At 56.4% G+C, this 25,766-nt stretch carries 25 protein-coding genes; 19 read left to right on the forward strand and 6 right to left on the reverse strand.

The genetic code is table 11. The features are described from left to right. Positions 1-31 precede the first annotated feature (31 nt). From ftsY to rpoH, 4 genes are all read left to right on the forward strand, one after another. Positions 32-1,477: a signal recognition particle-docking protein FtsY gene (gene ftsY / locus FCN45_RS01380; RefSeq protein ID WP_137384949.1), complete on the forward strand. Its 1,446-nt coding sequence runs from the start codon at positions 32-34 to the stop codon at positions 1,475-1,477. Between the two features lie 5 nt (positions 1,478-1,482). Then, positions 1,483-2,151, forward strand: a complete 669-nt coding sequence (gene ftsE, locus FCN45_RS01385; protein ID WP_008109888.1) for a cell division ATP-binding protein FtsE — start codon at positions 1,483-1,485, stop codon at positions 2,149-2,151. Beyond that, positions 2,141-3,124, forward strand: a complete 984-nt coding sequence (gene ftsX, locus FCN45_RS01390) for a permease-like cell division protein FtsX (RefSeq protein ID WP_101763100.1) — start codon at positions 2,141-2,143, stop codon at positions 3,122-3,124. Before ftsE ends, ftsX begins: the two co-directional genes overlap by 11 nt. A gap of 239 nt (positions 3,125-3,363) precedes the next feature. After that, a complete protein-coding gene (gene rpoH, locus FCN45_RS01395; protein WP_064737937.1) occupies positions 3,364-4,221 on the forward strand; it encodes an RNA polymerase sigma factor RpoH in 858 nt (285 codons plus the stop codon). Positions 4,222-4,316: 95 nt separating this feature from the next. On the opposite strand, the gene panM is transcribed toward rpoH, so the two are convergent. Further along, the gene (panM, locus tag FCN45_RS01400; protein WP_137384950.1) at positions 4,317-4,703 is read right to left on the reverse strand and encodes an aspartate 1-decarboxylase autocleavage activator PanM; all 387 of its coding nucleotides are present in this window, start codon (positions 4,701-4,703) and stop codon (positions 4,317-4,319) included. 85 nt (positions 4,704-4,788) lie between these two features. Next, on the reverse strand, positions 4,789-4,914 hold the full coding sequence (locus FCN45_RS23810; RefSeq protein WP_255527713.1) for a hypothetical protein: 126 nt from the start codon (positions 4,912-4,914) through the stop codon (positions 4,789-4,791). A gap of 191 nt (positions 4,915-5,105) precedes the next feature. Between FCN45_RS23810 and FCN45_RS01405 the strand changes: the two genes are divergently transcribed. The 10 genes from FCN45_RS01405 to ugpQ all read left to right on the forward strand — a co-directional run bounded on the left by FCN45_RS01405 (position 5,106) and on the right by ugpQ (position 15,207). Beyond that, a complete protein-coding gene (locus FCN45_RS01405) occupies positions 5,106-6,233 on the forward strand; it encodes a branched-chain amino acid ABC transporter substrate-binding protein (RefSeq protein ID WP_061718403.1) in 1,128 nt (375 codons plus the stop codon). Between the two features lie 66 nt (positions 6,234-6,299). Next, positions 6,300-7,226: a high-affinity branched-chain amino acid ABC transporter permease LivH gene (gene livH, locus FCN45_RS01410; RefSeq protein ID WP_101763097.1), complete on the forward strand. Its 927-nt coding sequence runs from the start codon at positions 6,300-6,302 to the stop codon at positions 7,224-7,226. Continuing rightward, positions 7,223-8,494, forward strand: a complete 1,272-nt coding sequence (locus tag FCN45_RS01415; protein ID WP_110868130.1) for a high-affinity branched-chain amino acid ABC transporter permease LivM — start codon at positions 7,223-7,225, stop codon at positions 8,492-8,494. Before livH ends, FCN45_RS01415 begins: the two co-directional genes overlap by 4 nt. After that, positions 8,491-9,258, forward strand: coding sequence for a high-affinity branched-chain amino acid ABC transporter ATP-binding protein LivG (gene livG, locus FCN45_RS01420; RefSeq protein WP_110868131.1), 768 nt, complete (start codon positions 8,491-8,493; stop codon positions 9,256-9,258). The genes FCN45_RS01415 and livG overlap by 4 nt, the downstream gene beginning before the upstream one ends. 1 nt (position 9,259) lies before the next feature. Next, positions 9,260-9,973, forward strand: coding sequence for a high-affinity branched-chain amino acid ABC transporter ATP-binding protein LivF (livF, locus tag FCN45_RS01425; protein WP_101763094.1), 714 nt, complete (start codon positions 9,260-9,262; stop codon positions 9,971-9,973). Positions 9,974-10,283: 310 nt separating this feature from the next. Next, complete coding sequence (ugpB, locus tag FCN45_RS01430) at positions 10,284-11,600, forward strand: sn-glycerol-3-phosphate ABC transporter substrate-binding protein UgpB (RefSeq protein ID WP_137384951.1); 1,317 nt, start codon at positions 10,284-10,286, stop codon at positions 11,598-11,600. 63 nt (positions 11,601-11,663) lie between these two features. Beyond that, a complete protein-coding gene (gene ugpA / locus FCN45_RS01435; RefSeq protein ID WP_101763092.1) occupies positions 11,664-12,551 on the forward strand; it encodes a sn-glycerol-3-phosphate ABC transporter permease UgpA in 888 nt (295 codons plus the stop codon). After that, positions 12,548-13,393: a sn-glycerol-3-phosphate ABC transporter permease UgpE gene (gene ugpE / locus FCN45_RS01440; RefSeq protein WP_101763091.1), complete on the forward strand. Its 846-nt coding sequence runs from the start codon at positions 12,548-12,550 to the stop codon at positions 13,391-13,393. The genes ugpA and ugpE overlap by 4 nt, the downstream gene beginning before the upstream one ends. Continuing rightward, a complete protein-coding gene (locus FCN45_RS01445; protein ID WP_137384952.1) occupies positions 13,394-14,467 on the forward strand; it encodes a sn-glycerol-3-phosphate import ATP-binding protein UgpC in 1,074 nt (357 codons plus the stop codon). Further along, entirely contained in the window at positions 14,464-15,207 is a 744-nt protein-coding gene (gene ugpQ / locus FCN45_RS01450) for a glycerophosphodiester phosphodiesterase (protein WP_137384953.1), read from the forward strand. The genes FCN45_RS01445 and ugpQ overlap by 4 nt, the downstream gene beginning before the upstream one ends. On the opposite strand, the gene FCN45_RS01455 is transcribed toward ugpQ, so the two are convergent. After that, positions 15,204-15,482, reverse strand: a complete 279-nt coding sequence (locus FCN45_RS01455; protein ID WP_101763088.1) for a DUF2756 domain-containing protein — start codon at positions 15,480-15,482, stop codon at positions 15,204-15,206. The genes ugpQ and FCN45_RS01455 overlap by 4 nt on opposite strands. Positions 15,483-15,811: 329 nt before the next feature. Here FCN45_RS01455 and ggt point away from each other — a divergent pair, with 329 nt between their 5' ends. Then, positions 15,812-17,563, forward strand: a complete 1,752-nt coding sequence (gene ggt, locus FCN45_RS01460; protein WP_137384954.1) for a gamma-glutamyltransferase — start codon at positions 15,812-15,814, stop codon at positions 17,561-17,563. Positions 17,564-17,631: 68 nt separating this feature from the next. Here ggt and FCN45_RS01465 read toward each other — a convergent pair whose 3' ends face one another. Beyond that, the gene (locus FCN45_RS01465; protein WP_137384955.1) at positions 17,632-18,123 is read right to left on the reverse strand and encodes a GNAT family N-acetyltransferase; all 492 of its coding nucleotides are present in this window, start codon (positions 18,121-18,123) and stop codon (positions 17,632-17,634) included. Between the two features lie 227 nt (positions 18,124-18,350). Then, positions 18,351-19,922: an AbgT family transporter gene (locus FCN45_RS01470; RefSeq protein ID WP_137384956.1), complete on the reverse strand. Its 1,572-nt coding sequence runs from the start codon at positions 19,920-19,922 to the stop codon at positions 18,351-18,353. Positions 19,923-20,139: 217 nt separating this feature from the next. Here FCN45_RS01470 and FCN45_RS01475 point away from each other — a divergent pair, with 217 nt between their 5' ends. The 4 genes from FCN45_RS01475 (at position 20,140) to gntU (ending at position 23,991) form a co-directional block, all read left to right on the forward strand. After that, positions 20,140-20,835 carry a pirin family protein gene (locus FCN45_RS01475; RefSeq protein ID WP_110868138.1) on the forward strand — a complete coding sequence of 232 codons (696 nt, stop codon included), beginning with the start codon at positions 20,140-20,142 and terminating at the stop codon, positions 20,833-20,835. Between the two features lie 138 nt (positions 20,836-20,973). Continuing rightward, complete coding sequence (gntR, locus tag FCN45_RS01480; RefSeq protein WP_101763082.1) at positions 20,974-21,969, forward strand: gluconate operon transcriptional repressor GntR; 996 nt, start codon at positions 20,974-20,976, stop codon at positions 21,967-21,969. 142 nt (positions 21,970-22,111) lie between these two features. After that, complete coding sequence (gene gntK, locus FCN45_RS01485) at positions 22,112-22,648, forward strand: gluconokinase (RefSeq protein ID WP_036621490.1); 537 nt, start codon at positions 22,112-22,114, stop codon at positions 22,646-22,648. A gap of 2 nt (positions 22,649-22,650) precedes the next feature. Next, the gene (gntU, locus tag FCN45_RS01490) at positions 22,651-23,991 is read left to right on the forward strand and encodes a gluconate transporter (RefSeq protein ID WP_137384957.1); all 1,341 of its coding nucleotides are present in this window, start codon (positions 22,651-22,653) and stop codon (positions 23,989-23,991) included. 84 nt (positions 23,992-24,075) lie between these two features. Here gntU and FCN45_RS01495 read toward each other — a convergent pair whose 3' ends face one another. Next, positions 24,076-25,701 carry a Na/Pi cotransporter family protein gene (locus FCN45_RS01495; protein ID WP_101763080.1) on the reverse strand — a complete coding sequence of 542 codons (1,626 nt, stop codon included), beginning with the start codon at positions 25,699-25,701 and terminating at the stop codon, positions 24,076-24,078. Positions 25,702-25,766 lie beyond the last annotated feature (65 nt).

Raw genomic sequence — 25,766 nt, forward strand, 5'->3', positions numbered from 1 at the left:
GGAATAAGCCATCGAGGAGTAGGGTCACACAATGGCAAAAGAGAAAAAACGCGGCTTTTTTTCCTGGTTAGGCTTTGGCAAAGAAGAAGAGACGCAACAACCTGCTGAAGAGCAGCAGCAAACTGCCGAGGTGGTCGCTGAGCCTGCCGTTGAAGAGAGTGCGCTCGATCGCGCCGAAGCGCAGGCTGTTGAAACCGTCTCCGTCACCGAACAGGTGGCGGAACAGCAGCAGGTTGAACCGGAACTGATTGAAGAGCCGGTTATCGAGCCGCAGGAACCTGAGCCGGTTACCGCAATCGTTGAAGAGGTGCTGCCAGAAGAGATAGCAGCGCCGGATGTGGCACCGATCGAAGAAGAGCCGCAGCTGGAAGAGCTGGCGCTTGATGAGCCTGAACTGCACGAAGAAGCGCCATTAACTGACGAAGAACTGGAAGCGCTGGCGTTAGCGGAAACCTATGCGGAAGATGCTGAGCTAGCCGAAGCCACGCAGGACACCGTGAGCGATCTGCCGCTGGCCGCTGCGCCAATCATCGCGCAGGAGCAGGAGCGTCCGACCAAAGAGGGCTTCTTCGCCCGACTGAAACGCAGCCTGGTAAAAACCCGCGAAAACCTCGGTTCGGGCTTTATCAGCCTGTTCCGCGGCAAGAAAATCGATGACGATCTGTTTGAAGAGCTGGAAGAGCAGCTGCTGATTGCCGACGTTGGCGTCGAAACCACCCGCCGCATCATCACCAATCTGACACAACAGGCCAACCGCAAGCAGCTACGCGATGCGGAAGCGCTGTATGGCCTGCTGAAAGCGGAAATGTCCGGTATTCTGGAAAAAGTGGATCAGCCGCTGGAAGTGGGTGGCAAAACGCCATTCGTCATCCTGATGGTGGGCGTCAACGGCGTGGGTAAAACCACCACCATCGGTAAGCTGGCGCGTCAGTATCAGGCGCAGGGCAAATCGGTGATGCTGGCAGCGGGCGATACCTTCCGTGCCGCCGCCGTTGAGCAGCTGCAGGTTTGGGGCCAGCGCAACAACATTCCTGTGGTGGCGCAGCATACCGGCGCAGATTCTGCCTCGGTGATTTTTGACGCCATCCAGGCGGCCAAGTCGCGCAATGTGGATGTACTGATCGCCGATACTGCGGGTCGTCTGCAGAACAAATCGCACCTGATGGAAGAGCTGAAGAAAATTACCCGCGTGATGAAGAAGCTGGACGAAGATGCGCCGCATGAAGTGATGCTGACGCTCGACGCCAGCACCGGGCAAAACGCTATCAGCCAGGCCAAACTGTTCCATGAAGCGGTGGGCCTGACCGGCATCACCCTGACGAAACTGGATGGAACCGCCAAAGGCGGCGTGATCTTCTCGGTTGCCGATCAGTTCGGCATTCCGATTCGTTATATCGGTGTTGGGGAAGGCATCGAGGATTTACGGCCGTTTAAGGCCGCAGACTTTATTGAGGCACTGTTTGCCCGAGAGGAATGATTGGGATGATTCGCTTTGAAGAGGTCAGTAAAGCTTACCTGGGAGGACGTCAGGCGCTGCAGGGAGTGGATTTCCATCTGCGTCCCGGCGAAATGGCGTTCCTGACCGGCCATTCCGGTGCGGGGAAAAGTACCTTACTAAAGCTGATTTGTGGCATTGAGCGCCCGAGCGCCGGGCAGATCTGGTTTAGCGGCCACGATATTTCGCGTCTGCGTCACAGCGAAGTGCCTTTCCTGCGACGTCAAATCGGCATGATTTTCCAGGATCACCATTTGTTGATGGATCGTTCGGTCTACGACAACGTGGCGATCCCGCTGATCATTTCCGGTGCCAGCGGCGAAGATATTCGTCGGCGCGTGTCGGCCGCGCTGGATAAAGTCGGCCTGCTCGACAAAGCGAAAAGCTATCCGATTCAGCTCTCTGGCGGTGAACAGCAGCGCGTCGGCATTGCCCGCGCGGTGGTGAACAAGCCTGCGGTGCTGCTGGCGGATGAACCCACCGGTAACCTCGACAATGCGCTGTCGGAAGACATCCTGCGCCTGTTCGAAGAGTTCAACCGCGTTGGTGTCACGGTGTTGATGGCAACGCACGATGTCGGGCTGATTGCACGCCGGAATTACCGCGTGATGACGCTCAATCAGGGACGTCTGCACGGAGGCCACGATGGTCAATAAACGCAACAAGCGCGCACCAGCGCCGAAAGCGAAGCAGCCCTCTAAAAGCAAGGCGCTGAAAGGCGGCTGGCAGGAACAGTGGCGCTATGCGCTGCGCGGCACGCTGTCGGATATGTGGCGTCAGCCGCTGGCGACGCTGCTGACGGTGATGGTGATCGCCATTTCCCTGACGCTGCCGAGCGTATGCTACATGGTGTGGAAGAACGTCAGCCAGGCGGCGACGCAGTGGTATCCCGCGCCGCAGCTAACGGTTTATCTGGATAAAGCGCTGGATGACACCGCAGCGGAGAATGTCACCGCGCAGCTCAAGCAGCTCGATGGCGTGGACAACGTCAACTATCTGACGCGTGAAGAAGCGTTGAATGAGTTCCGCAACTGGTCTGGTTTTGGTGGTTCGATGGACATGCTGGAGCAGAATCCGCTGCCGGCGGTGGCCATCATCACGCCGAAACTTAATTTCCAGAATTCGGACACCATGGCGAATCTGCGCGATCGCGTATCTAAAGTGCAGGGCGTTGATGAAGTGCGTATGGATGACAGCTGGTTCGCGCGTTTAGCGGCGCTAACCGGGCTGGTAGGGCAGATTGCCTCAATGATTGGCCTGCTGATGGTGGTTGCGGTGTTCCTGGTGATCGGCAACAGCGTGCGGCTCAGCATCTTTGCGCGGCGCGATACTATTAACGTGCAGAAGCTGATTGGTGCCACCGACGGCTTTATCCTGCGTCCATTCCTGTACGGCGGTGCGCTGTTAGGTTTGGGCGGCGCGGTGCTGTCGCTGCTGCTCTCCGAAGTGCTGGTGTTGCGCCTGCAATCGGTGGTGGCGCAAGTAGCAACCGTATTCGGTACCACCTTTGTGCTGGAAGGTTTTTCCTGGGATGAAGGGCTGCTGTTACTGCTGATCGCCGCCATCATCGGCTGGATTGCCGCCTGGCTGGCAACAGTGCAACATTTACGCCGTTTTACGCCGCAGTAACCAAAAGCAACGTTTTTTGCTATACTCTTCCTCTGCTGCCGACGACCTGGGAGCAGAGGAATTCTCCTATATCCCCCGCCGTCATCTGTGTGTAAAATATTCACTGCTATAATTGAACTTGTGGATAACTTTGTCGTCCAAGTAGCACAGATTGCTTCTGGTTTTTTCGCGACGTTGACATAATGTAGCGTCTGCGCAAGGAACTGTGCAGCAAGTCCATTGAATTTGTGAGGGTTTGAATGACCAAAGAAATGCAAACTTTAGCGATTGCTCCTCTGGGTAACCTGGAATCTTACGTTCGGGCTGCCAACAACTGGCCGGTGCTGACGGCAGAAGAGGAAAAAGCATTGGCTGAGCGGCTGCATTACCAGGGCGATCTGGATGCAGCAAAGACGCTGATCCTGTCTCACCTGCGCTTTGTTGTTCATATTGCTCGTAACTACTCCGGTTACGGCTTGCCGCAGGCGGACCTGATTCAGGAAGGCAACATCGGCCTGATGAAGGCGGTGCGTCGCTTCAACCCTGAAGTCGGCGTGCGTCTGGTGTCGTTCGCCGTGCACTGGATTAAAGCAGAGATTCACGAATACGTGCTGCGTAACTGGCGTATCGTGAAAGTCGCGACCACCAAAGCGCAGCGCAAGCTGTTCTTTAACCTGCGTAAAAGCAAACAGCGTCTCGGTTGGTTTAACCAGGACGAAGTAGAAATGGTCGCACGCGAGCTGGGCGTGAGCAGTAAAGACGTGCTGGAAATGGAATCGCGCATGGCTGCGCAGGATATGACTTTCGACATGTCATCTGATGACGAAGCAGGCGAAGGCAAAGCGATGGCGCCGGTGCTGTATCTGCAGGATAAAACCTCTGACTTTGCCGATGGCATCGAAGAGGACAACTGGGATGCACATGCGGCTGACAAGCTGAGCGATGCGATGCTGAGCCTTGACGAGCGTAGTCAGGACATTATCCGTGCCCGCTGGCTGGACGATGACAACAAAACCACGCTGCAGGAGTTGGCCGACAAATACGGCGTCTCTGCGGAGCGCGTGCGTCAGCTGGAAAAGAACGCCATGAAGAAACTGCGTGTGGCGATTGAAGCCTGATGGTGATCGGGTGGAAAAACGGGGCGACTTTTAAGTCGCCCTTTTTATTACCTGGTCGCTACGCATCATGTTCAGGCATTCCGCGCGACATCCTTTCAACGTATCCAACCATCAGCCTGCGCACGAAAACCACAAGCCTGCATAAACGCCGCACGCACGCCCTGATCGGCGTCGCCGTCATCGGCAATCCACCAATCCGCTAACGCGCTATTCTGCGCGATTGTCTCTTCCAGCAAGTATTGCCCCACGCCACGTCGACGCGTGACTTCGCGAACGTTGAGGTGAGTAATTTTCCCCTGCGTGCCGCTGAGGGTCAGCTGCAGCGCCGCCAGTAATCGGTCGTTAAAACGCGCCGCATACAAACGCTGCGTGTCGCTGAGTTGTGCTTCCAGTTGCACAATATCGATTTCCGGCCAGACTTTAGCTAAATCGATACGATCCTGAGCGGTTAACGATACTAAGCGCTGGATTGTCAGCTTCATACCTAATACCTGTACTAGTGCAAAGGCGATAGTGTAGCGAATTTAGACAGTCAGAGCGCTGTCACTTTTTTCTGATGAAAATAGGTCAAATGCCGGTCAGTTTGCCAGGATTGTGGAGTAAGCCATCAACGATAGTTGAAAAAGCCAGCATAACGCGCTGGTATCCTGCTGAAAAATCGGCCATAACAACCAGACGATTCTGCTGATCCACTCAGTCAATTCTGAATATGTCAGTTGATTTACAGAAGAAAGTTCCTGTTTAATAACCTGAAAAATAAAGCCTTATTACCTATAAATGCCAGAAAAGCGTGCTAACCCATTATTGCAGAATGAGTTTTCCTCTTTGACTGGCAGAAAATAAACAATCACAACAAACACGACACAACAGATGGGGAAGTTCGCATGAAAATGAGTAAAGGACGCGCATTACTGGCGGGCTGCGTTGCCCTGGCGATGAGCCATGCGGCGCTGGCTAAAGACATCAAAATTGCCATCGTAGGCGCATCAACCGGTCCGGTCGCGCAGTACGGTGACATGCAGTTTACCGGTGCCGCGCAGGCGATTAAGGACATCAACGCCAAAGGCGGCGTTAACGGTGACAAACTGGTTGGCGTGGAATATGACGATGCCTGTGACCCGAAACAAGCGGTTGCGGTTGCCAACAAAGTGGTTAACGACGGCATCAAATACGTTATCGGCCATCTGTGCTCCTCCTCTACTCAGCCAGCTTCAGACATCTATAACGATGAAGGCGTGCTGATGATCACCCCAGCCGCTACCGCGCCTGAACTGACTGCACGTGGCTATGCTGACGTGCTGCGTACTACTGGCCTGGATTCCGATCAGGGCCCAACGGCGGCGACCTACATCCTCGACCACATCAAACCAAAACGTATTGCTGTGGTGCATGACAAACAGCAATATGGTCAGGGTCTGGCGGAATCGGTGCAGAAAACCCTGAAAGCCAAAGGCGGCAACGTGGTGCTGTTTGAAGGTATCACCGCCGGTGATAAAGACTTCTCCACGCTGATTGCGCGTCTGAAGAAAGAAAACGTCGATTTCGTTTACTACGGTGGCTATTACCCGGAGCTGGGCCAGATTCTGCGTCAGGCAAAATCCGCTGGCCTGAATGCCGGTTTCATGGGTCCGGAAGGCGTGGGCAACGCTTCCCTGTCTAACATCGCTGGCGATGCGTCTGAAGGCCTGTTCGTGACCCTGCCGAAACGTTATGACCAGCTGCCAGAGAACAAGGCGATTGTTGATGCGATTAAAGCCAATACCGCGTCTAACCGCAAAGATCCAACCGGTCCATTCGTCTGGACCACCTACGCGGCGATTCAGTCGCTGGTGGCCGGAATCGAACGCAGCAAGAGCGATGAGCCTGATGCGATTGCGAAGAACCTGAAAGAGGGCGCTGCCGTTCCAACCGTGATGGGCAACCTGAACTGGGATGAGAAAGGTGACCTGAAGGGCTTCGAATTTGGTGTCTTCAAATGGCACAAAGACGGCTCTTCTACCGCAGTTAAGTAATCCCCCAAAATTCCCTTTCCCGCACGCGGGAGAGGGAATTATTCAGCTCCAGAGCAGGTCCTCACTATGTCCGAGCAGTTTCTCTATTTTATTCAGCAGATGTTCAACGGGGTGACCCTCGGGAGCACCTACGCGCTGATCGCCATCGGTTACACCATGGTTTACGGCATTATCGGCATGATCAACTTCGCCCACGGCGAGGTGTACATGATCGGTAGCTATGTCTCCTTTATCGTGATTGCCGCCCTGATGATGATGGGCATCGATACCTCGTGGCTGATGATCGCCGCCGGTTTCGTGATGGCGGTGATCATCTCCAGCGCCTATGGCTGGAGCATCGAGCGCGTGGCGTACCGGCCGGTGCGATCGTCTAAGCGCCTGATCGCACTGATCTCCGCCATCGGGATGTCGATCTTCCTGCAAAACTACGTCAGCCTGACGCAAGGCTCGCGCGATCTCGCGCTGCCAAGCCTGATCACCGGCCAGTGGACGTTGGGCGAGAGCAACGGCTTTGCGGCCACGCTCTCCACCATGCAACTGGTGATTTGGGTGGTGACCTTCCTGTCGATGCTGGCGCTGACGCTGTTTATCCGTTATTCGCGCATGGGCCGCGCCTGCCGCGCCTGTGCAGAAGATTTGAAAATGGCCAGCCTGCTGGGCATCAACACCGACCGCGTTATCTCTCTCACCTTTATCATTGGTGCGGCGATGGCGGCGGTGGCGGGCGTATTGCTCGGTCAATTCTACGGCTCGATTAACCCGTTCATCGGCTTTATGGCCGGGATGAAAGCCTTCACCGCCGCAGTATTGGGCGGCATCGGCAGTATTCCGGGCGCGATGATTGGCGGCTTGGTGCTGGGCATTGCAGAAGCGCTGACCTCGGCGTATCTGTCGACCGAGTATAAAGATGTGGTCTCCTTCGCGCTGCTGATTGTGGTGCTGCTGGTGATGCCAACCGGGATTCTTGGCCGTCCGGAGGTGGAGAAAGTATGAAACGCCTCGGTTTGGTCAACGCCGTGATCTCCACGGTGATGTTGCTGATTCTCGCTACTTTCTTTATGGGCGTGCGCCTCGATCTGGACGGCACCAAACTGGTGGTCGCCAATGCGGGCGCGGTGCGCTGGAACTGGATCTTCATGGGTTGTGCGGTGGTGTTTGTCTTCCAGCTGCTGCGTCCGCTGGTGCAGGGTAAATTCAAACGCAGTGGCAAAGGTTTTGTTCTGCCGGGTTTTGATGGATCAACGCCAAAGCAGAAGCTGTTGATGGCGCTGGTGATTGCCGCCGCCGTTATCTGGCCGTTTCTGGTCTCGCGCGGCAGCGTCGATATCGCCACGCTGACGCTGATCTACGTAATGCTCGGGCTCGGATTGAACGTGGTGGTGGGTTTGTCTGGTTTGCTGGTGCTGGGCTACGGCGGTTTCTACGCCATCGGCGCTTACACCTTCGCGTTGCTTAATCACTATTACGGTTTTGGTTTCTGGGAAAGTCTGCCGCTGGCCGGTTTAGTCGCCGGTGCGTTTGGCCTGATGCTCGGCTTTCCGGTGCTGCGCCTGCGCGGTGACTATCTGGCGATCGTCACGCTCGGCTTCGGTGAAATCGTGCGTATTCTGCTGCTGAATAATACCGCGATCACCGGCGGCCCGAACGGCATCGCGCAGATTCCCAAGCCAAGTCTGTTTGGTCTGGAGTTTGGCCGCCGCGTCAGTGAAGGCGGCTGGAGCACTTTCCATGATTTCTTCGGCCTGAAATACGATCCCAGCGACCGCGTGATTTTCCTCTATCTGGTGGCGCTGCTGCTGGTGGTGCTGACGCTGTTTGTGATCAACCGTTTGCTGCGTATGCCGCTGGGCCGCGCGTGGGAAGCGTTGCGTGAAGATGAGATCGCCTGCCGTTCGCTCGGCCTGAGCCCAACGCGCATCAAGCTGACGGCTTTCACCATCAGCGCCGTGTTCGCCGGCTTCGCGGGGACGCTGTTCGCCGCTCGTCAGGGCTTCGTCAGCCCGGAATCCTTCACCTTCGTCGAATCGGCCTTTGTGCTGGCGATTGTGGTGTTGGGCGGCATGGGTTCGCAGCTGGCAGTGATCCTTGCAGCGATTCTGCTGGTGGTATCACGCGAGCTGATGCGTGATTTGAACGAGTACAGCATGCTGGTGCTCGGCGGTTTGATGGTGCTGATGATGATCTGGCGTCCGCAAGGTCTGCTGCCGATGAAGCGTCCGCATCTGAAGATGAAAAGCAGTAAACAAGGAGAGCAGGCATGAGTCAGCCTTTATTAGCCGTTGAAGGCCTGATGATGCGCTTCGGCGGCCTGTTAGCCGTCAACAACGTGGCGCTTGAGCTGCATCCACAGGAAATTGTTTCGCTGATCGGTCCGAACGGTGCCGGTAAAACCACGGTGTTCAACTGCCTGACCGGTTTCTACAAGCCGACCGGCGGTACCATCAAACTGCGCGATCAGCAGCTGCAAGGTTTGCCGGGCCAGAAGATTGCGCGTATGGGCATTGTGCGTACCTTCCAGCATGTGCGTCTGTTCCGTGAAATGACGGTGATTGAGAACCTGCTGGTGGCACAACATCAGCACCTGAAAAGCGGCGTGTTCTCCGGCTTGTTCAAAACCCCGGCTTTCCGTCGCGGTGAGAGCGAAGCGCTGGATCGCGCGGCAACCTGGCTTGAACGCATCGGTTTGCTGGATCTGGCTAACCGTCAGGCGGGTAACCTTGCTTATGGTCAGCAGCGTCGTCTGGAGATTGCGCGCTGCATGGTGACGCGTCCGGAAATCCTGATGCTGGATGAACCGGCGGCGGGTCTTAACCCGCGTGAAACGCACGAACTCGATGAGCTGATCGCCGAACTGCGCGGTGAGCACAAGGTTTCCGTGCTGCTGATTGAACACGATATGAAGTTGGTGATGGGCATTTCTGACCGCATTTACGTGGTGAATCAGGGAACGCCGCTGGCTAACGGCACGCCGGAACAGGTGCGTAACAATCCGGATGTGATCCGTGCTTATTTAGGTGAGGCGTAACATGGCAAACCCGATTTTAACTTTGCAGAATGTCAGCGCCCATTACGGTCCGATTCAGGCGCTGCACAACATTAATCTGCACATCAATCAGGGTGAAATCGTCACGCTGATCGGTGCCAACGGCGCGGGTAAAACCACGTTGCTCGGCACTTTGTGTGGCGAACCACGCGCCACCAGCGGCACCATCACCTTTGATGGTAAAACAATCACCGACTGGCAAACCGCGAAAATCATGCGTGAAGCGATTGCCATCGTGCCGGAAGGCCGTCGGGTGTTTTCGCGCATGACGGTGGAAGAGAACCTGGCGATGGGCGGTTTTTTCGCCACGCGTCAGCAGTATCTGGAGCGTATCGATCGCGTTTATCAGCTGTTTTCACGGCTGGCAGAACGTAAAGCACAGCGCGCGGGCACCATGTCTGGCGGTGAGCAGCAGATGCTGGCGATTGGTCGTGCGTTGATGAGCCAGCCGCGTTTGCTGCTGCTGGATGAGCCGTCGTTGGGGTTGGCGCCGATTATCATTCAGCAGATCTTCGATACCATTGAGCAGCTGCGTAAAGAGGGCATGACCATCTTCCTAGTCGAGCAGAACGCCAACCAGGCGCTGAAGCTGGCAGATCGCGGCTATGTGCTGGAGAACGGCCACGTGGTGCTGGAGGACAGCGGCGAAGCGCTGCTGTCCAACGAAGCGGTGCGGAGTGCTTATTTAGGCGCTTAAGTTGGTGCTCGCTGTCCCCCATCCCGGCCTTCCCCCGCAAGCGGGGGAAGGAGAGGCTGCCACATGCCACTCCCAACTCACATATAGCAGCATTTTCCTCCCCCATTAATGGGGGAGGACCGAGGAGGGGGACAGCCAGCACATACGAAAGGACAGCGAGCACGCACGAGACGACACCCAGCACTCCCAACCCACCTGTCACATCCCCGTCATAAACCTGTTATTAATCCGTCATTTCCCCGTGTCATGTTACGTCGCGAACTAAAAAATGCGCGCATTCGCGCGTACTTAACAGCACAGGAAAAACCTTATGTCCGCTTTTACGCTTCGTCCCCGCCTGATGAGTGTCTTGCTCGGTCTGGCGCTCAGCGGTAATGCGCTGGCTGCAACTGAGATCCCTTTCTGGCACTCAATGGAAGGCGAATTAGGCAAAGAAGTTGATTCTCTGGCACAACGTTTTAACCAGGCTCATCCCGATTACAAAATCGTTCCGACTTACAAAGGCAACTATGAGCAGAGCTTAGCGGCGGGTATCGCGGCGGTGCGCGCCGGTAAAGCACCAGCGCTGCTGCAGGTGTATGAAGTCGGTACGGCGACCATGATGGCGTCGAAAGCTATCGTGCCGGTCAACCAGGTGTTTAAAGACGCTGGCGTGCAGATGGATCCGAAACAGTTCGTGCCAGCCGTTGCCGGTTACTACAGCGACAGCAAAGGCCAGCTGATCTCGCAGCCGTTCAACAGCTCCACGCCGGTGCTGTACTACAACAAAGATGCGTTCAAAAAAGCCGGTCTGAACCCGGATCAGCCACCAAAAACCTGGCAGGAGCTGGCGAAAGACGCCGAAGCGCTACGCAAAGCGGGCCTGACCTGCGGTTACGCCAGCGGCTGGCAGGGCTGGATTCAGATTGAAAACTTCAGCGCCTGGCATGCGCTGCCGGTCGCCACCAAAAATAACGGCTTTGACGGTACCGATGCTGTACTTGAATTCAACAAGCCGGTGCAGGTGCGCCACATCGAAATGCTGGAAGCGATGAACAAGAAGGGGGATTTCACCTACTTCGGTCGCAAAGATGAATCCACCGCCAAGTTCTACAACGGCGATTGCGGCATCACCACCGCGTCCTCCGGTTCGCTGGCCGACATCAAACACTACGCCAAATTTAACTTCGGCGTAGGCATGATGCCGTACGATGAAACCGTTCCGAACGCACCGCAAAACGCCATCATTGGCGGCGCGAGCCTGTGGGTGATGAAAGGCAAAGATGCCAACACCTACAAAGGCGCGGCGGAGTTCATGAAGTTCCTCGCACAGCCGGAAATCGCTGCCGAATGGCACCAGAAAACCGGTTACCTGCCTATCACCACCGCCGCATACGAACTGACTAAGCAACAGGGCTTCTATGACAAGAACCCTGGCGCAGACATCGCTACGCGTCAGATGCTGAACAAAGATCCGCTGCCGTTCACCAAAGGCATGCGTCTGGGCAACATGCCACAGATTCGTACTGTCGTGGACGAAGAGCTGGAAGGCGTGTGGACCGGCAAACAGGCACCGCAAGCCGCGCTGGATAACGCTGTGAAGCGCGGTAACGAACTGCTGCGCCGTTTTGAGCAGCAAGTGAAGTAACGCTGTTATCTCGGGGCCGACGCCTGGCGTTCGCCCCGATTTTTCTCTTGGATTGAGCCTGCTATGTCCTCATCGCGCCCGGTATTTCGCTCCCGTTTTCTGCCCTATTTGCTGCTGCTGCCGCAACTGGTGATCACGGCCATCTTCTTTCTGTGGCCAGCCGGTGAAGCCTTGTGGTATTCGCTGCAAAGCATTGATCCTTTTGGCATCTCCAGCACCTTCGTCGGAATGGCGAACTTTAAACGCCTGTTCAGCGACGAGTACTATCTGGCGTCCTTTTGGACCACCATTGAATTCAGTGCGCTGGTCACGATTTGCGGTATGACCTTTTCCCTGCTGCTGGCGGCGCTGGTGGATTACGTGATTCGCCTGCGCAAGCTTTACCAAACCTTGCTGCTGCTGCCATACGCGGTGGCGCCGGTAGTAGCGGCGGTGCTGTGGATGTTCCTGTTTAATCCGGGCCTCGGTTTGTTCAGCCATCTGCTGAACCAAATGGGCTACAACTGGAACTACGCGCAAAACAGCGGTCAGGCGATGTTCCTGATTGTGCTGGCGTCGATCTGGCAGCAAATGAGCTACAACTTCCTGTTTTTCTTTGCCGCGCTGCAGTCGATTCCCAAATCGCTGGTGGAAGCGGCGGCGATCGATGGCGCCGGTCCGGTGCGTCGCTTCTTCAATTTATCCCTGCCGCTGATTACGCCGGTGAGCTTTTTCCTGCTGGTGGTCAATCTGGTGTATGCCTTCTTCGATACCTTCCCGGTGATCGATGCCGCCACCGGCGGCGGGCCAGTACAGGCCACCACCACGCTGATCTACAAAATCTATCGCGAAGGCTTCACCGGGCTGGATCTCTCATCCTCCGCCGCGCAATCGGTGGTGCTGATGCTGCTGGTGATTGGCCTGACTATCCTGCAATTCCGCTTTGTCGAGCGTAAGGTGCAATACCAATGATTGAGAATCGACGCGGGCTGGACATCTTCAGCCATACCTTGCTGGTGCTGGGCGTGCTGACCATTCTGTTCCCGCTCTACATCGCTTTTGTCGCGGCGACGCTGGATAACGAGGCGGTGTATCAGGTGCCGATGACGCTGCTGCCGGGTACGCATTTGTGGGAGAACATCGCGCGGATCTGGACGCATGGCGTGAATGGCAACGGCCCGGCATTTGGCATGATGATGCTCAACAGCCTGCTGATGGCGCTCGGCATCACCATTGGCAAAATCAGCGTCTCGATGCTCTCCGCCTTCGCGCTGGTGTGGTTCCGTTTCCCGCTGCGCTCGCTGTTTTTCTGGCTGATTTTCATCACCCTGATGCTGCCGGTGGAAGTGCGTATTTTTCCGACGGTGGAAGTGATTTCGACGCTGAATATGCTCGACAGCTACAGCGGCTTAACGCTGCCGCTGATGGCATCGGCGACGGCCACTTTCCTGTTCCGTCAGTTCTTTATGTCACTGCCGGACGAGCTGATTGAGGCGGCGCGTATCGACGGCGCCAGCCCGATGCGCTTCTTCTGGGACATTGTGTTACCGCTGTCCAAAACCAATCTCGCCGCGCTCTTCGTGATCACCTTTATCTACGGCTGGAACCAATATCTGTGGCCGCTGCTGATCATCAACGATGCCAGCCTCAGCACCGCCGTCGCCGGAGTGAAAAGCATGATCAACAGCAGCGGCGGGCCGACGCAGTGGAATGAAGTGATGGCGGCAATGTTATTAACCCTGATTCCACCGGTGGTGGTGGTACTCGTGATGCAACGTGCGTTTGTGCGTGGCCTGGTAGAGAGTGATAAATAAATGGCAGGCGTAACCCTTCAGACCGTTACCAAATCGTACGACGGAAAAAATCAGATCATTCAGCCCCTGAATATCACCATTAACGATGGCGAATTTATGGTGATGGTCGGCCCTTCCGGCTGCGGTAAATCGACGCTGCTGCGCATGGTGGCGGGCCTTGAGCGCGTATCGTCGGGCGACATCTACATCGACGACAAACGCGTCACCCACATGGAGCCGAAAGATCGCGGCATCGCCATGGTGTTCCAGAACTACGCGCTCTATCCGCACATGACGGTGGGCGAAAACATGGCGTATGGCCTGAAAATTCGCGGCATGGGCAAAGTGCAGATTGATCAGCGCGTGATGGAAGCCGCGCGCAGCCTCGAACTGGATCATCTGCTGCATCGCCGCCCGCGTGAGCTGTCGGGCGGGCAGCGTCAGCGCGTGGCGATGGGGCGCGCTATCGTGCGTGAACCGGCGGTTTTCCTGTTTGATGAGCCGCTGTCGAATCTGGATGCGCGCCTGCGCGTGCAGATGCGTCTTGAGCTGCAACAGCTGCATCGCCGCCTGAAAACCACCAGCATCTACGTGACGCACGATCAGGTAGAAGCGATGACGCTGGCGCAGCGCGTGATGGTCATGAACAAAGGCGTGGTGGAGCAGGTGGGCACGCCGGTGGAAGTTTACGAGCGTCCGGCCAGCCAGTTTGTTGCCTCGTTTATCGGTGCGCCCGCCATGAATTTGCTGCCAGGACAAATCAGCAGCGACGGCACGCGTTTCACGCTTGATGCGCTCAACAGCCTGCTGCTGGGCGAGAGCAGAGCCAAATGGGCCAATCGCCCGCTGACGCTCGGCATTCGTCCCGAGCACATCAAACTCAGCAGCCGCGACGCGGGCGGCATTCCGCTGGTGGTTGAAACGCTGGAGATGCTCGGCGCGGATAATCTGGCGCACGGCCGCATCGGTAACGCGCGCATGGTGGTCCGTTTGCTGCACAGCGAGCGCCCGCAGGCGGGCAGCACCTTGTGGCTGCATCTGCCGTCAGATGCGTTACACTTCTTCGATTCAACCTATGGAAAGCGTCTGGAATGAGTCAACACAACTGGCCTTATCCGCACATTGTCGCGCATCGCGGCGGCGGCAAACTGGCCCCGGAAAATACCCTCGCGGCGATTGATGTCGGCGCGCAGCACGGTCACACCATGATCGAGTTTGATGCCAAACTGTCGCAAGATAAGCAGATTTTCCTGCTGCACGACGACACGTTGGATCGCACCAGCAACGGTTGGGGCGTGGCGGGCGCGCTGTCGTGGCATAAGCTGTCACAGCTGGATGCCGGCGGCTGGTTTAGCCGCGATTACGAAGGCGAACCGCTGGCGCTGCTGAGCGAAGTGGCCGAGCGTTGTCGCCAGCATCAGATGATGGCGAACATCGAGATCAAACCCACCACCGGGCAGGAGGTGGAAACTGGCCGCAATGTGGCGCTGGCCGCACGCGAACTGTGGCAAGGACAAACCGCGCCGCTGCTCTCCTCCTTCTCTTACGCAGCGCTGGAGGCGGCGATGGAGGCAGCACCTGAACTGCCGCGCGGGTTGCTGCTGGATGAGTGGCACGACGATTGGCAGGCGCTGACGGCGCGTCTGGATTGCGTGTCGATCCATCTCAACTACAAATTACTCGACGCCAAACGCACCGCGCAGCTGAAAGCGGCCGGTCTGCATATTCTGGTGTATACCGTGAATCAGCCCGCGCGGGCGCGCGAGCTGTTGAGTTGGGGCGTCGATGCTATCTGCACCGACCGCATCGATATTATCGGTCCCGACTTCCGCTAGTTCTGCTGCTGTTTCTGGCCCGGCTGCGACTGAATCACCCGCTGCTGGGCGCTATCCCGCTGTTCCTGCACCTTGCGCTGGACATCCTGACTTTGCTGCTGCTGATTCTGCTGCAACCTGAGCTTCTGCTGTTGCTGCTGATTCTGCATCTGCGACTGCATCCGCTGCTGGCTCGGGTTGAAGCCGGGTTTGTTCGGGTCGTTGGTGCTGTTCAACGTATTTGCCATGCTGCTTAACGGCAGCAATGCTGCGATCACAATTAGCCATTTGTTCATGGTCTTCCTCCATTCATGCAGCCTGCTGTGTGCTGATGCTGCCAAAGTGGCAACACGCGCTGCAGCCATAAGTTTATGCGATATCACAAACCTATGATCCAGGAGTGCGCCGAATTTAGCTTACTGCTACGCTTTTTACCGTGTTTGCAAACACTTGCATCAATAAATAACAAATGGATACCCAAAATAATTCAAGGCGCAGGAAGGCGGCAAACGAGAGAGTCCCGATGAGCTTACACAAGTAAGTGATTCGGGTGAACGAGAGCAGCCAACGCATCTGCACCTTGAAGTATGAAGGGTATAAATAACTTTAAAAGGGTGGTGGCAGGATGAGGATACAGGGCAACGTGCGTCAGTTCGGCTGGGCATTATTGATGAGTTTTACCGTGGTGCAGGGCGCACACGCTGCGCCCGCCAACGCGCCGCCGGTTTCGTATGGCGTTGATAGTGATACCTTTCACCCGGTAAAAGCCAAACATGGCATGGTGGCATCGGTGGATGCGATGGCGACAGAAGTCGGCGTCGATATTCTTAAGCAGGGCGGTAACGCGGTGGATGCGGCCGTTGCGGTGGGTTTCGCGCTGGCGGTGACGCATCCGCAGGCCGGTAATCTCGGCGGCGGGGGCTTTATGCTGCTACGCACCGCATCGGGCCGCACCACCGCCATCGACTTCCGCGAAATGGCACCGGCGCGCGCGTCACGCGATATGTTCCTTGATAAGCAGGGCAACGCTGACAGTAAGTTGTCACTCACTTCTCATTTAGCCTCGGGCACGCCGGGCACCGTGGCCGGTTTTGCGCTGGCGGCGCAGAAATACGGCACCTTGCCGCTGAGCACATTACTGGTGCCTGCTATCAAACTGGCGCGTGACGGTATCGTAGTGAACGATGCGCTGGCCGACGATCTCGCCACCTACGGCAAAGAGACGCTGATCAACCACGACAACAGCCGCGCGATTTTCTACAAAGCCGACGGTAAGCCGTATCAGAAGGGCGAACGTCTGGTGCAGAAAAACCTCGCGCGTAGCCTGCAGCTGATCGCCCAGCAAGGGCCGGATGCGTTCTATAAAGGCAAAATCGCCGATGAAATTGCCGGTGAAATGGCGCAGCACGGCGGCCTGATCGGCAAGCAGGATCTGGCGGCCTATCGCGCGGTGGAACGTAAACCGGTGAGCGGCACCTATCGCGGCTATGAAGTGTTCTCCATGCCGCCGCCATCGTCCGGCGGGATTCACATCGTGCAGATCCTCAATATCCTGGAAAACTTCGACCTGGCAAAATTCGGCTTTGGTAGCGCGGATGCGATGCAGGTGATGGCGGAAGCGGAAAAATACGCTTACGCCGACCGTTCCGAATACCTTGGCGATCCTGATTTCGTCAAAGTGCCGCAGCAGGCGCTAACCAGCAAAGCCTACGCCAAAACCCTGGCGCAGCAGATTGACGTCAATAAAGCGCGTCCATCCAGCGAGATCAAGCCGGGCAAACTGGCGCCATATGAAAGCAATCAAACCACGCACTTCTCGGTGGTGGATAAAGATGGCAACGCGGTCGCGGTGACTTACACGCTGAATACTTACTTCGGCAGCGGCATTGTCGCCGGACAAAGCGGCATCTTGATGAACAATGAAATGGATGATTTCTCCGCCAAACCGGGTACGCCAAACGTCTACGGCTTAGTCGGCGGCGAGGCGAACGCGGTGCAACCGGCTAAACGTCCGCTGTCATCAATGTCGCCTACTATTGTGGCAAAAGACGGTAAAACCTGGCTGGTTACCGGTAGCCCAGGCGGCAGCCGTATTATCACCACCGTGCTGCAAATGGTGGTGAACAGCATCGATTTCGGCATGAACGTAGCGGAAGCGACCAACGCACCGCGCTTCCATCATCAATGGTTGCCCGATCAGCTGCGCGTGGAAAAAGGCTTCAGCCCGGATACGTTGCGCCTGCTGGAAGCCAAAGGCCAGCATGTGAAAGTGATGCCCGCGATGGGCAGCACGCAGAGCATTATGATTGGGCCGGACGGCACGCGTTATGGCGCATCGGATCCGCGTTCAGTGGATGATTTAAGCGCAGGTTATTGATCGCTAATGCGCAATAAATTGCGCCGCTACGGTATGTGCACGTCTTTGTAGCGGCGCGATTTTAAAGGTTATTTCAAGCGCGCCATATAGTGCGTATCCACCATTTCGCCGTCGCGCATGGCGTGGCGACGTGCGGTGCCTTCGATCTCAAAGCCAAACTGCTGATACAGGCCAAGCGCTTTATGATTATCGGCGAACACCGTCAGCTCAATGCGCGTCACCTGCAGCCAGTTGTCGCACAAATCAATCATCGCTGACATCAGCGCTTTACCGACGCCGCGCCGATGAAAAGCAGAATCGACGCCCATGCCAAAGGTCGCGGTATGGCGACGGCGCGCCACCGACAGCACTTCCACCGTGAGTTGCCCGGCAATCTGATCGTCAATGCACGCCACTAGCATATGCACACCCGGACGCAGATTACTGAGGCGGTCCTGCCACAGCGTCGGCGATTGATACGGCAGATGCAGCGTGTTGGCCTGCGGTTCAGGCTGACTGTACATGCGCGTTAAAGCAGCAGCATCTTCGGGAATAGCGTGACGAACAACGATCTGACTCATGAGCGACTCCTTGTGCAAAATGGATAAAATCCCCTTTAACATCAAGGAATTCTCGCTCTTCGTCAATGCAAAATAATTCGCAAAAGGGCTTTACAGACGCGAATGATAATGATTATTATTGCCATGCGAGCTCGGAAACGTCTCCTGACAACCGGGTAAGCACGACATTGCTCACATTGCTTCCAGGTATTATTTAGCCAGCTCGGGTGCTGGCTTTTTTTTTGCCTTTACAGCGTGTACCAGGTTGCCGCACCGGGCCCGACCGGCAGATTGAAGACAAACACCCAAAGCACAAACAGCAGCGTCCAGCCAATCATAAACACCACCGAATACGGCAACATCATCGCCACCAGCGTACCGATGCCCATATCGCGTCGATAACGCGCCGCCACCGCCATAATCAGGCCAAAGTAACTCATCATGGGTGTAATCACGTTGGTCACCGAATCGCCGATGCGATATGCCGCCTGAATCACTTCGGGCGCAAAGCCGACCAGCATCAGCATCGGGACAAAGATCGGTGCGGTCACCGCCCATTGCGCCGAGGCGGAGCCAATCATCAGGTTGATAAAGCCGCAGATCATGATGAAGCAGACAAACAGCAGCGGCGCGCCCATATCGATTGATGCCAGCAGATTAGCGCCTTTCACTGCCACCACCGTGCCGAAATTGCTCCAGTTAAAAAACGCCACGAACTGCGCAGCAAAGAACACCAGCACGATATACATGCCCATGCTGCTCATACTGGCGGACATGGCGTTAATGACGTCGCAATCGTTGCGCATATTGCCGATCAGGCGGCCATACACCATGCCGGGAATGGCGAAGAAGACAAAGATAAACACCACGATGCCCTTCAGGAACGGTGAACCCGCCAGCGTGCCGGTTTTCGGGTTGAGTAACACGCCGTAGCCCGGAATCACGGTCAGGATCAGCAGCAGCGTAACGCCAAGAACCGCCCAGCCCGCGCCTTTCAACGCCCGACGTTCTTGCGTCGTCAGCGCGCCCATATCGCCTCGCACCGCATCACCTTCGCTGTCGTGATATTTGCCCAGTTTAGGTTCGACGATGCTGTTGGTGATCCAGGTACCAAGGATGGCAATCACGAAGGTACTGACAAACATAAAGTACCAGTTCACTTCCGGGCCAACATGGTAGTCAGGATCGATAATCTGCGCGGCGCTTTGGGTAATGCCCGAGAGCAGCGGATCGATGGTGCCAAGCAGTAAGTTGGCGCTGTAGCCGCCAGAAACCCCGGCAAACGCCGCGGCCAGGCCCGCCAGGGGATGTCGTCCCAACGAGTGGAAAATCATCGCGGCCAGCGGAATCAGCACCACATAGCCCAGCTCAGAAGCGGTGTTGGAGATAATGCCAGCGAAGACGATGGTGAAGGTGATGAGCTTTTTCGGTGCGTTAAACACCAGCGCGCGCATCGCCGCCGAGAGCAGCCCTGAATGTTCGGCAATCCCCACACCGAGCAGCGCAACCAGCACCGTGCCGAGCGGCGCAAAGCCGGTAAAGTTGGTGACCAGATGGCTGACGATGCGTTGCAAACCTTCGGCACTCATCAGGCTAACCACGTGAATCACACCGTCTGGTGCGCGTCCTGCCGCGCCAACTGGGCGGGGATCGATCACGTTGACGCCAAACGCTGCGGCAATGGCAGACGCAACAATGATAAACAGTGAAAACAGGGCAAATAGAGTAATCGGATGCGGTAATAAATTACCCAGCCATTCAACGGTATTCAAAAAGCGCTCAATCGGGCGCTTAGCGGGTGGAGTGATGTGTTCTGACATAATTTTTCCTTGTTATTCCTGCTTGCAGGGTCCGTGATGCTCATTGTTATGTAGTGGGTTATCTACAAGACCAATCTCGTTCGCACTTCCTCATCAGTAAAACCTGGGTCGTTTTTTCGTTTTCATTCACTTTTTTTGAACAGAGGGATGAAGTTTTTCAGCTATCAATCAATCCTTCGCAGTACCAAACTGTAAAAAACATTGAGGAGAATTGAACATGATTTATGTACGTAAAGCTGAAGAACGCGGTCACGCTAATCACGGTTGGCTGGATAGCTGGCACACCTTTTCTTTCGCCGATTATCACGATGCCAACTTTATGGGTTTCTCGGCACTGCGCGTGATTAACGAAGATGTTATCGATGGTGGTCAGGGCTTCGGCACCCATCCGCATAAAGATATGGAAATCCTGACCTATGTGCTGTCTGGCACCGTTGAACATCAAGACAGCATGGGCAATAAAGAGCAGATTCCGAGCGGTGAGTTCCAAATCATGAGCGCCGGTACCGGCGTGCGACATTCGGAGTACAACGCCAGCGCCACCGATCCGCTGCACCTGTATCAGATCTGGATCATTCCAGAGCGCAAAGGCATTGAGCCGCGTTACGCGCAACGCCGTTTCGATGATGTTAAAGGCCGCCAGTTTGTGCTGACGCCGGATGAACGTGACGGATCGCTCAAGGTGTTTCAGGACATGACGTTGTCGCGCTGGGTCTTTGCTGAGGGCGAAAGCGATGAAGTGACAGTTGAAGCCGGTCGTCGCGTGTGGATTCAGGTGGTGAAAGGGCTGGTGAGCGTGAATGGCGAACAGGTTGGCAGCAGCGATGCGCTGGCGATTTGGGATGAAAGCGCGCTGAGCATCAAAGCTGACAGCGATGCAGAGATTCTGCTGTTTGATTTGCCACCGGTTTAAAGGTCGCGCAATGAATGGCGCCGCTGCAATATCTGCACGTATTTGTAGCGGCGCGATTGATCGCGCAGGTTTTCCTCAAAGGCAGTGCATGACAAAAAAATGATAAACTCGTCGTATCTCTGATTTCAGGCGCATACGATGAAGAAGAAAAGACCGGTATTACAGGACGTTGCCGATCGTGTCGGCATCACAAAAATGACCGTCAGTCGCTACCTGCGCAATCCCGATCAGGTTTCTGCGGCGCTGCGCGATAAGATCGCCGTGGCGCTGGACGAACTCGGTTACATCCCCAATCGCGCCCCCGATATGCTCTCCAACGCCACCAGCCGCGCTATCGGCGTGCTACTGCCTTCCTTAACCAACCAGGTTTTCGCCGACGTATTGCGCGGCATTGAGGCCGTCACCGACGAAGCGGGTTACCAAACGCTGGTGGCGCATTTTGGCTACAACGCGCAGAAAGAGGAGTTACAGCTGCGATCGCTGCTCGGCTGGAACATCGACGGCGTGATCCTCACCGAGCGTACCCATACGCCGGGCACGCTGCGCATGCTGGAAGTCGCGGGCATTCCAGTGATTGAGATGATGGATTCGGTCACGCCGTGCCTCGATATGGCGGTGGGCTTTGATAACGTCGAAGCAGCACGGCAGATGACGCATGCTATTCTGAAAAAAGGCCATCGCCACACGGTTTACCTCGGCGCGCGCCTTGATGAACGTACCTTGCAGAAGCAACAGGGCTACGAAAAAGCGATGCGCGAAGCGGGGCTCACGCCACACAGCGTGATGATGGAAGATGCCTCCTCTTTCAGCGCCGGCGCGCAACTGCTGTGCGAGGCGCAAAAGCGTTATCCGGAAACTGACAGCCTGTTTTGTACCAACGATGACCTCGCGGTAGGCGCGATGTTTGAGTGCCAGCGTCAGGGATTACGCGTGCCGCAGCAGATGGCGATTGCCGGTTTCCACGGCCACGACATTACGCAAGTGGTGAATCCGCGCCTCGCCACGGTGTTAACGCCGCGCGAGCGTATGGGACGGGAATCGGCAGCGATGCTGCTAGCGCGCATTGGCGGCGATCGCACGCTAACGCAACCGCTGGATGTTGGCTTTGAAATCTCCGAAGGTGACAGCATCTGATTTTGGCGATTATTTGAGTCAGTTCACACTTTCGTGCTTTTCCACCTGAGAAGGGTTGCCAGCCTTTCAGTGGGCTCTGACAATGGCAGCTCGATTTGTTATCGGTAACATTGGGCAGAATTCACTGCCGGAGCGCAAAACAATGACAACGCCATCTCCATCGCACCACGTCTTTATCCTGATGGGCGTTTCCGGCAGCGGAAAATCTGCCGTCGCCAATCAGGTCTCTCATCAGTTAAACACTGCGTTCCTCGATGGGGATTTCCTCCATCCGCGCAGCAACATCATGAAAATGGCGGATGGTCATCCGCTGGACGACAACGATCGCCAGCCGTGGCTGCAGGCGCTGAATGATGCGGCATTTGCCATGCAGCGCACGCAGGAGATCTCCATCATCGTCTGTTCGGCGCTGAAAAAGTCCTATCGCGATATCCTGCGTCAGGGCAACGAGAACCTGAAATTCATCTATCTGCAGGGCGACTTCGAAACCATTGAATCCCGCCTGAAAGCGCGTAAAGGTCACTTCTTCAAACCGCAGATGCTGGTGACGCAGTTCGCCACGCTGCAGGAACCCGGCGCGGATGAGCCCGATGTACTGGTGGTTGATATCAATCATTCACTGGATGAAGTAGTTGCGGCCACGGTTGCGACCATTGAGGGTGCAATCAACAAGGGTTAGTCATGAGTACCGCAACGCTAGTGTTAACCGCAGCAGGCTCTGTCCTGCTGCTGCTGTTTTTGGTGATGAAAGCGCGTATGCACGCCTTTGTTGCCCTGATGTTAGTCTCCATTGGTGCCGGTCTGTTCTCCGGCATGCCGCTCGATAAAATCGCTGAAACCATGGAAAAAGGCATGGGCGGAACGCTCGGCTTTCTCGCCATTGTGGTGGCGTTGGGCGCGATGTTCGGCAAGATCCTGCATGAAACCGGCGCCGTCGATCAGATCGCCATTCGCATGTTGAAAACCTTTGGGGAAAGCCGCGCGCACTATGCGATGGGCGTCGCCGGCTTGATCTGTGCGTTGCCGCTGTTCTTTGAAGTGGCGGTGGTGTTGCTGATCAGCATTGCGTTCGCCGTGGCGCGTCGCACCCAAGGCAATTTAGTTAAGCTGGTGATCCCGCTGTTTGCCGGTGTTGCGGCGTCCGCCGCGTTTCTGCTGCCGGGACCCGCGCCGATGCTGCTGGCCGCGCAGATGCACGCTGATTTTGGCTGGATGATTCTGCTGGGCCTGTGCGCCGCGATTCCGGGCATGCTGATTGCGGGCCCGCTGTTTGGCAGCGTTATTGCGCAGCACGTCAGCTTTAGCGCACCGCCGGAAGATCATCAGCCGGAAGTGGAAGAGGGCAAACTGCCGTCGTTTGGCTTTAGTCTGGCGCTGATTCTGTTCCCGCTGCTGCTGGTTGGCCTGAAAACCATCGGCGCACGCTTCACTACGCCGGGTTCCCAACTGTATGAGTGGCTGGAGTTTATCGGCCATCCGTTCACCGCGATTTTGCTGGCCTGTCTGGTGGCGATTTATGGCCTGGCTTATCGTCAGGGCATGGATAAAGAGAAGGTGATGCAGGTGTGCGGCAGCGCGCTGCAACCGGCGGGCATTATTCTGCTGGTGATTGGTGCGGGCGGCGTGTTTAAGCAGGTGCTGGTGGATTCGGGCGTTGGCCCGGTTTTAGGGCATGCGTTGACCGGCGCAGGCATGCCGATTGCGCTGGCGTGCTTCATCCTTTCTGGCGCGATTCGCGTTATTCAGGGTTCGGCCACCGTGGCGTGTTTAACCACCGTCGGTTTAGTGATGCCGGTGATTGAACCGCTGCACTACAGCGGCGCGCAGCTGGCCGCGCTGTCGATCTGTATCGGCGGCGGCTCGATCATTATCAGTCATGTGAATGATGCGGGTTTCTGGCTGTTTGGCCGCTTCACCGGCGCCACCGAAGCCGAAACGCTGAAGACATGGACGCTGATGGAAACCATTTTGGGCACCACCGGCGCGATTGTTGGCATGATTGCGTTCAGTTTGCTGTCGTGATGTAAAACCAGCGCAATACATTGCGCCGCTACAATATTTGCACGTATTTGTAGCGGCGCGATTTATCGCGCGATTCTGACCTTCTTAATCCTCTTCCCGCTCATCATCCGGCTGATCTAAAACCGTGTACGCCACGGCGCAGAACAGCGAATTTAAACGCTTCATATCGCCCAGCAAGCCAAGGTGCAAAGAGCTCGTCTCAATGCTTTGCACATTCTGCAGATGCAAGCGCTCGACGTGCGCGTGGGAGAAACGGCGAATTAGGATGCGGAAGCGATGCTTGGAGCGGCGTAGGCGTTTGGCGCTGGTGACATCGTGCGATAGAAACACCGACAAACTCAGACGCAGGTTATACAGCACCTGTTCCTGCAAGGTTTGCAGCTCCTCCAATCCTTCGGCAGAGAAGGCGCGGCGCGCGGTCAGTGACTTATCCGCTACGTCGGCGCACATGCGTTCGATAATGTCGCCCGCCTGCTCCAGGTTGAGCGCCATCTCAATGATCTCCGCCCAGCGGCGCGAATCATCCTCCGGCAAATCCTCTTTCGGCATACGCGCCAGATAGAGTTTGATCGCGGTGTAAAGCACATCAACATCATCATCCAGCCGCCGCACCGCGCGCTCTTCGCGCAGGTCGCCGTGCACCACCTTATTGAATGACTCAATCATCTGCTCGACCACATCGCCGATGCGCAGTGTTTCGCGTGAGGCGTTAGCCAGCGCTAACGCCGGCGTATCCAGCGCGCTGCTGTCGAGGTGTTTGGGTTTGAGATGGGCTTCGTTTTCGGGATCATCGGCAATCATACGGCGGCACAGGCGCGCCATTGGATCGGCAAACGGCACCATGACTAAGCAGCGAATCAGGTTGTAGAAGACGTGGAAGAAGATCACCAGCTCTTCGTCATTGACCGGCAGCTTATCCAGCACATCGGCGACCACATTGACGAACGGCAAAATGGCGATGCTGCCAATCAGCTTAAACAGCAGGCTGCCGAGCGCGACGCGTTTGCCCGCTGCATTGGAGCCGCTGGCGTTGATCATCGCCAGCAGGCCGCTGCCGAGGTTGGCACCAATCACCAGACAGAGTGCCACCTTGAAGGAGATGACACCGGTAGCGGTCAGCGTGGCGGTAATCAGGACCGCCGCGAGGCTGGAGTAACTGATGATGGCGAACACCGCGCCAATCAGTGCATCAAGCATCACATCGCCGGTCAGTGTTGAGAACAGTACCTGAACGCCCGCCGCCTGGGTGATCGGTTTGGCAGCCGCGACAATCAGCTGCAGCGCCAGCAGAATCAGGCCAAGCCCAATACTGGCGCGGCCTAACTGCCCAATGCGCGTTTGCTTGCGGCTGAGAAAGAACACCACGCCAAAGAAGATAAACAGCGGCGACAGCCACGACAAATCAAAAGTCAGGATGCGCGCCATGATCGCGGTCCCGACATCCGCGCCGAGCACCACCACCAGCGCGGGCGTCAGACTGACCAGATTCTGTGCAACAAAGGAGGTAACCAGCAGCGTGGTGGCGTTACTGCTCTGCACCAGCGCCGTGACGCCAATGCCGGCAAGAAACGCCATCGGTTTTTTTTCAACGCTGCGACTGAGTACGCGACGCAGATCGGCACCGTAAACGCGCATGATGCCGGTGCGCACAATGTGTGTGCCCCACACCAGCAGCGCAACGGCGGAGAGTAGATTAAGCAGAGTTAACACGTATAGAGGCTCCTCATCCGTCAGGCTCAAACCACACCGATTGCCAGCCTGACGGTGAGCACAAC

The organism is Pantoea sp. SO10, from assembly GCF_005281435.1.
Classification (GTDB): Bacteria; Pseudomonadota; Gammaproteobacteria; order Enterobacterales; family Enterobacteriaceae; genus Pantoea; species Pantoea leporis.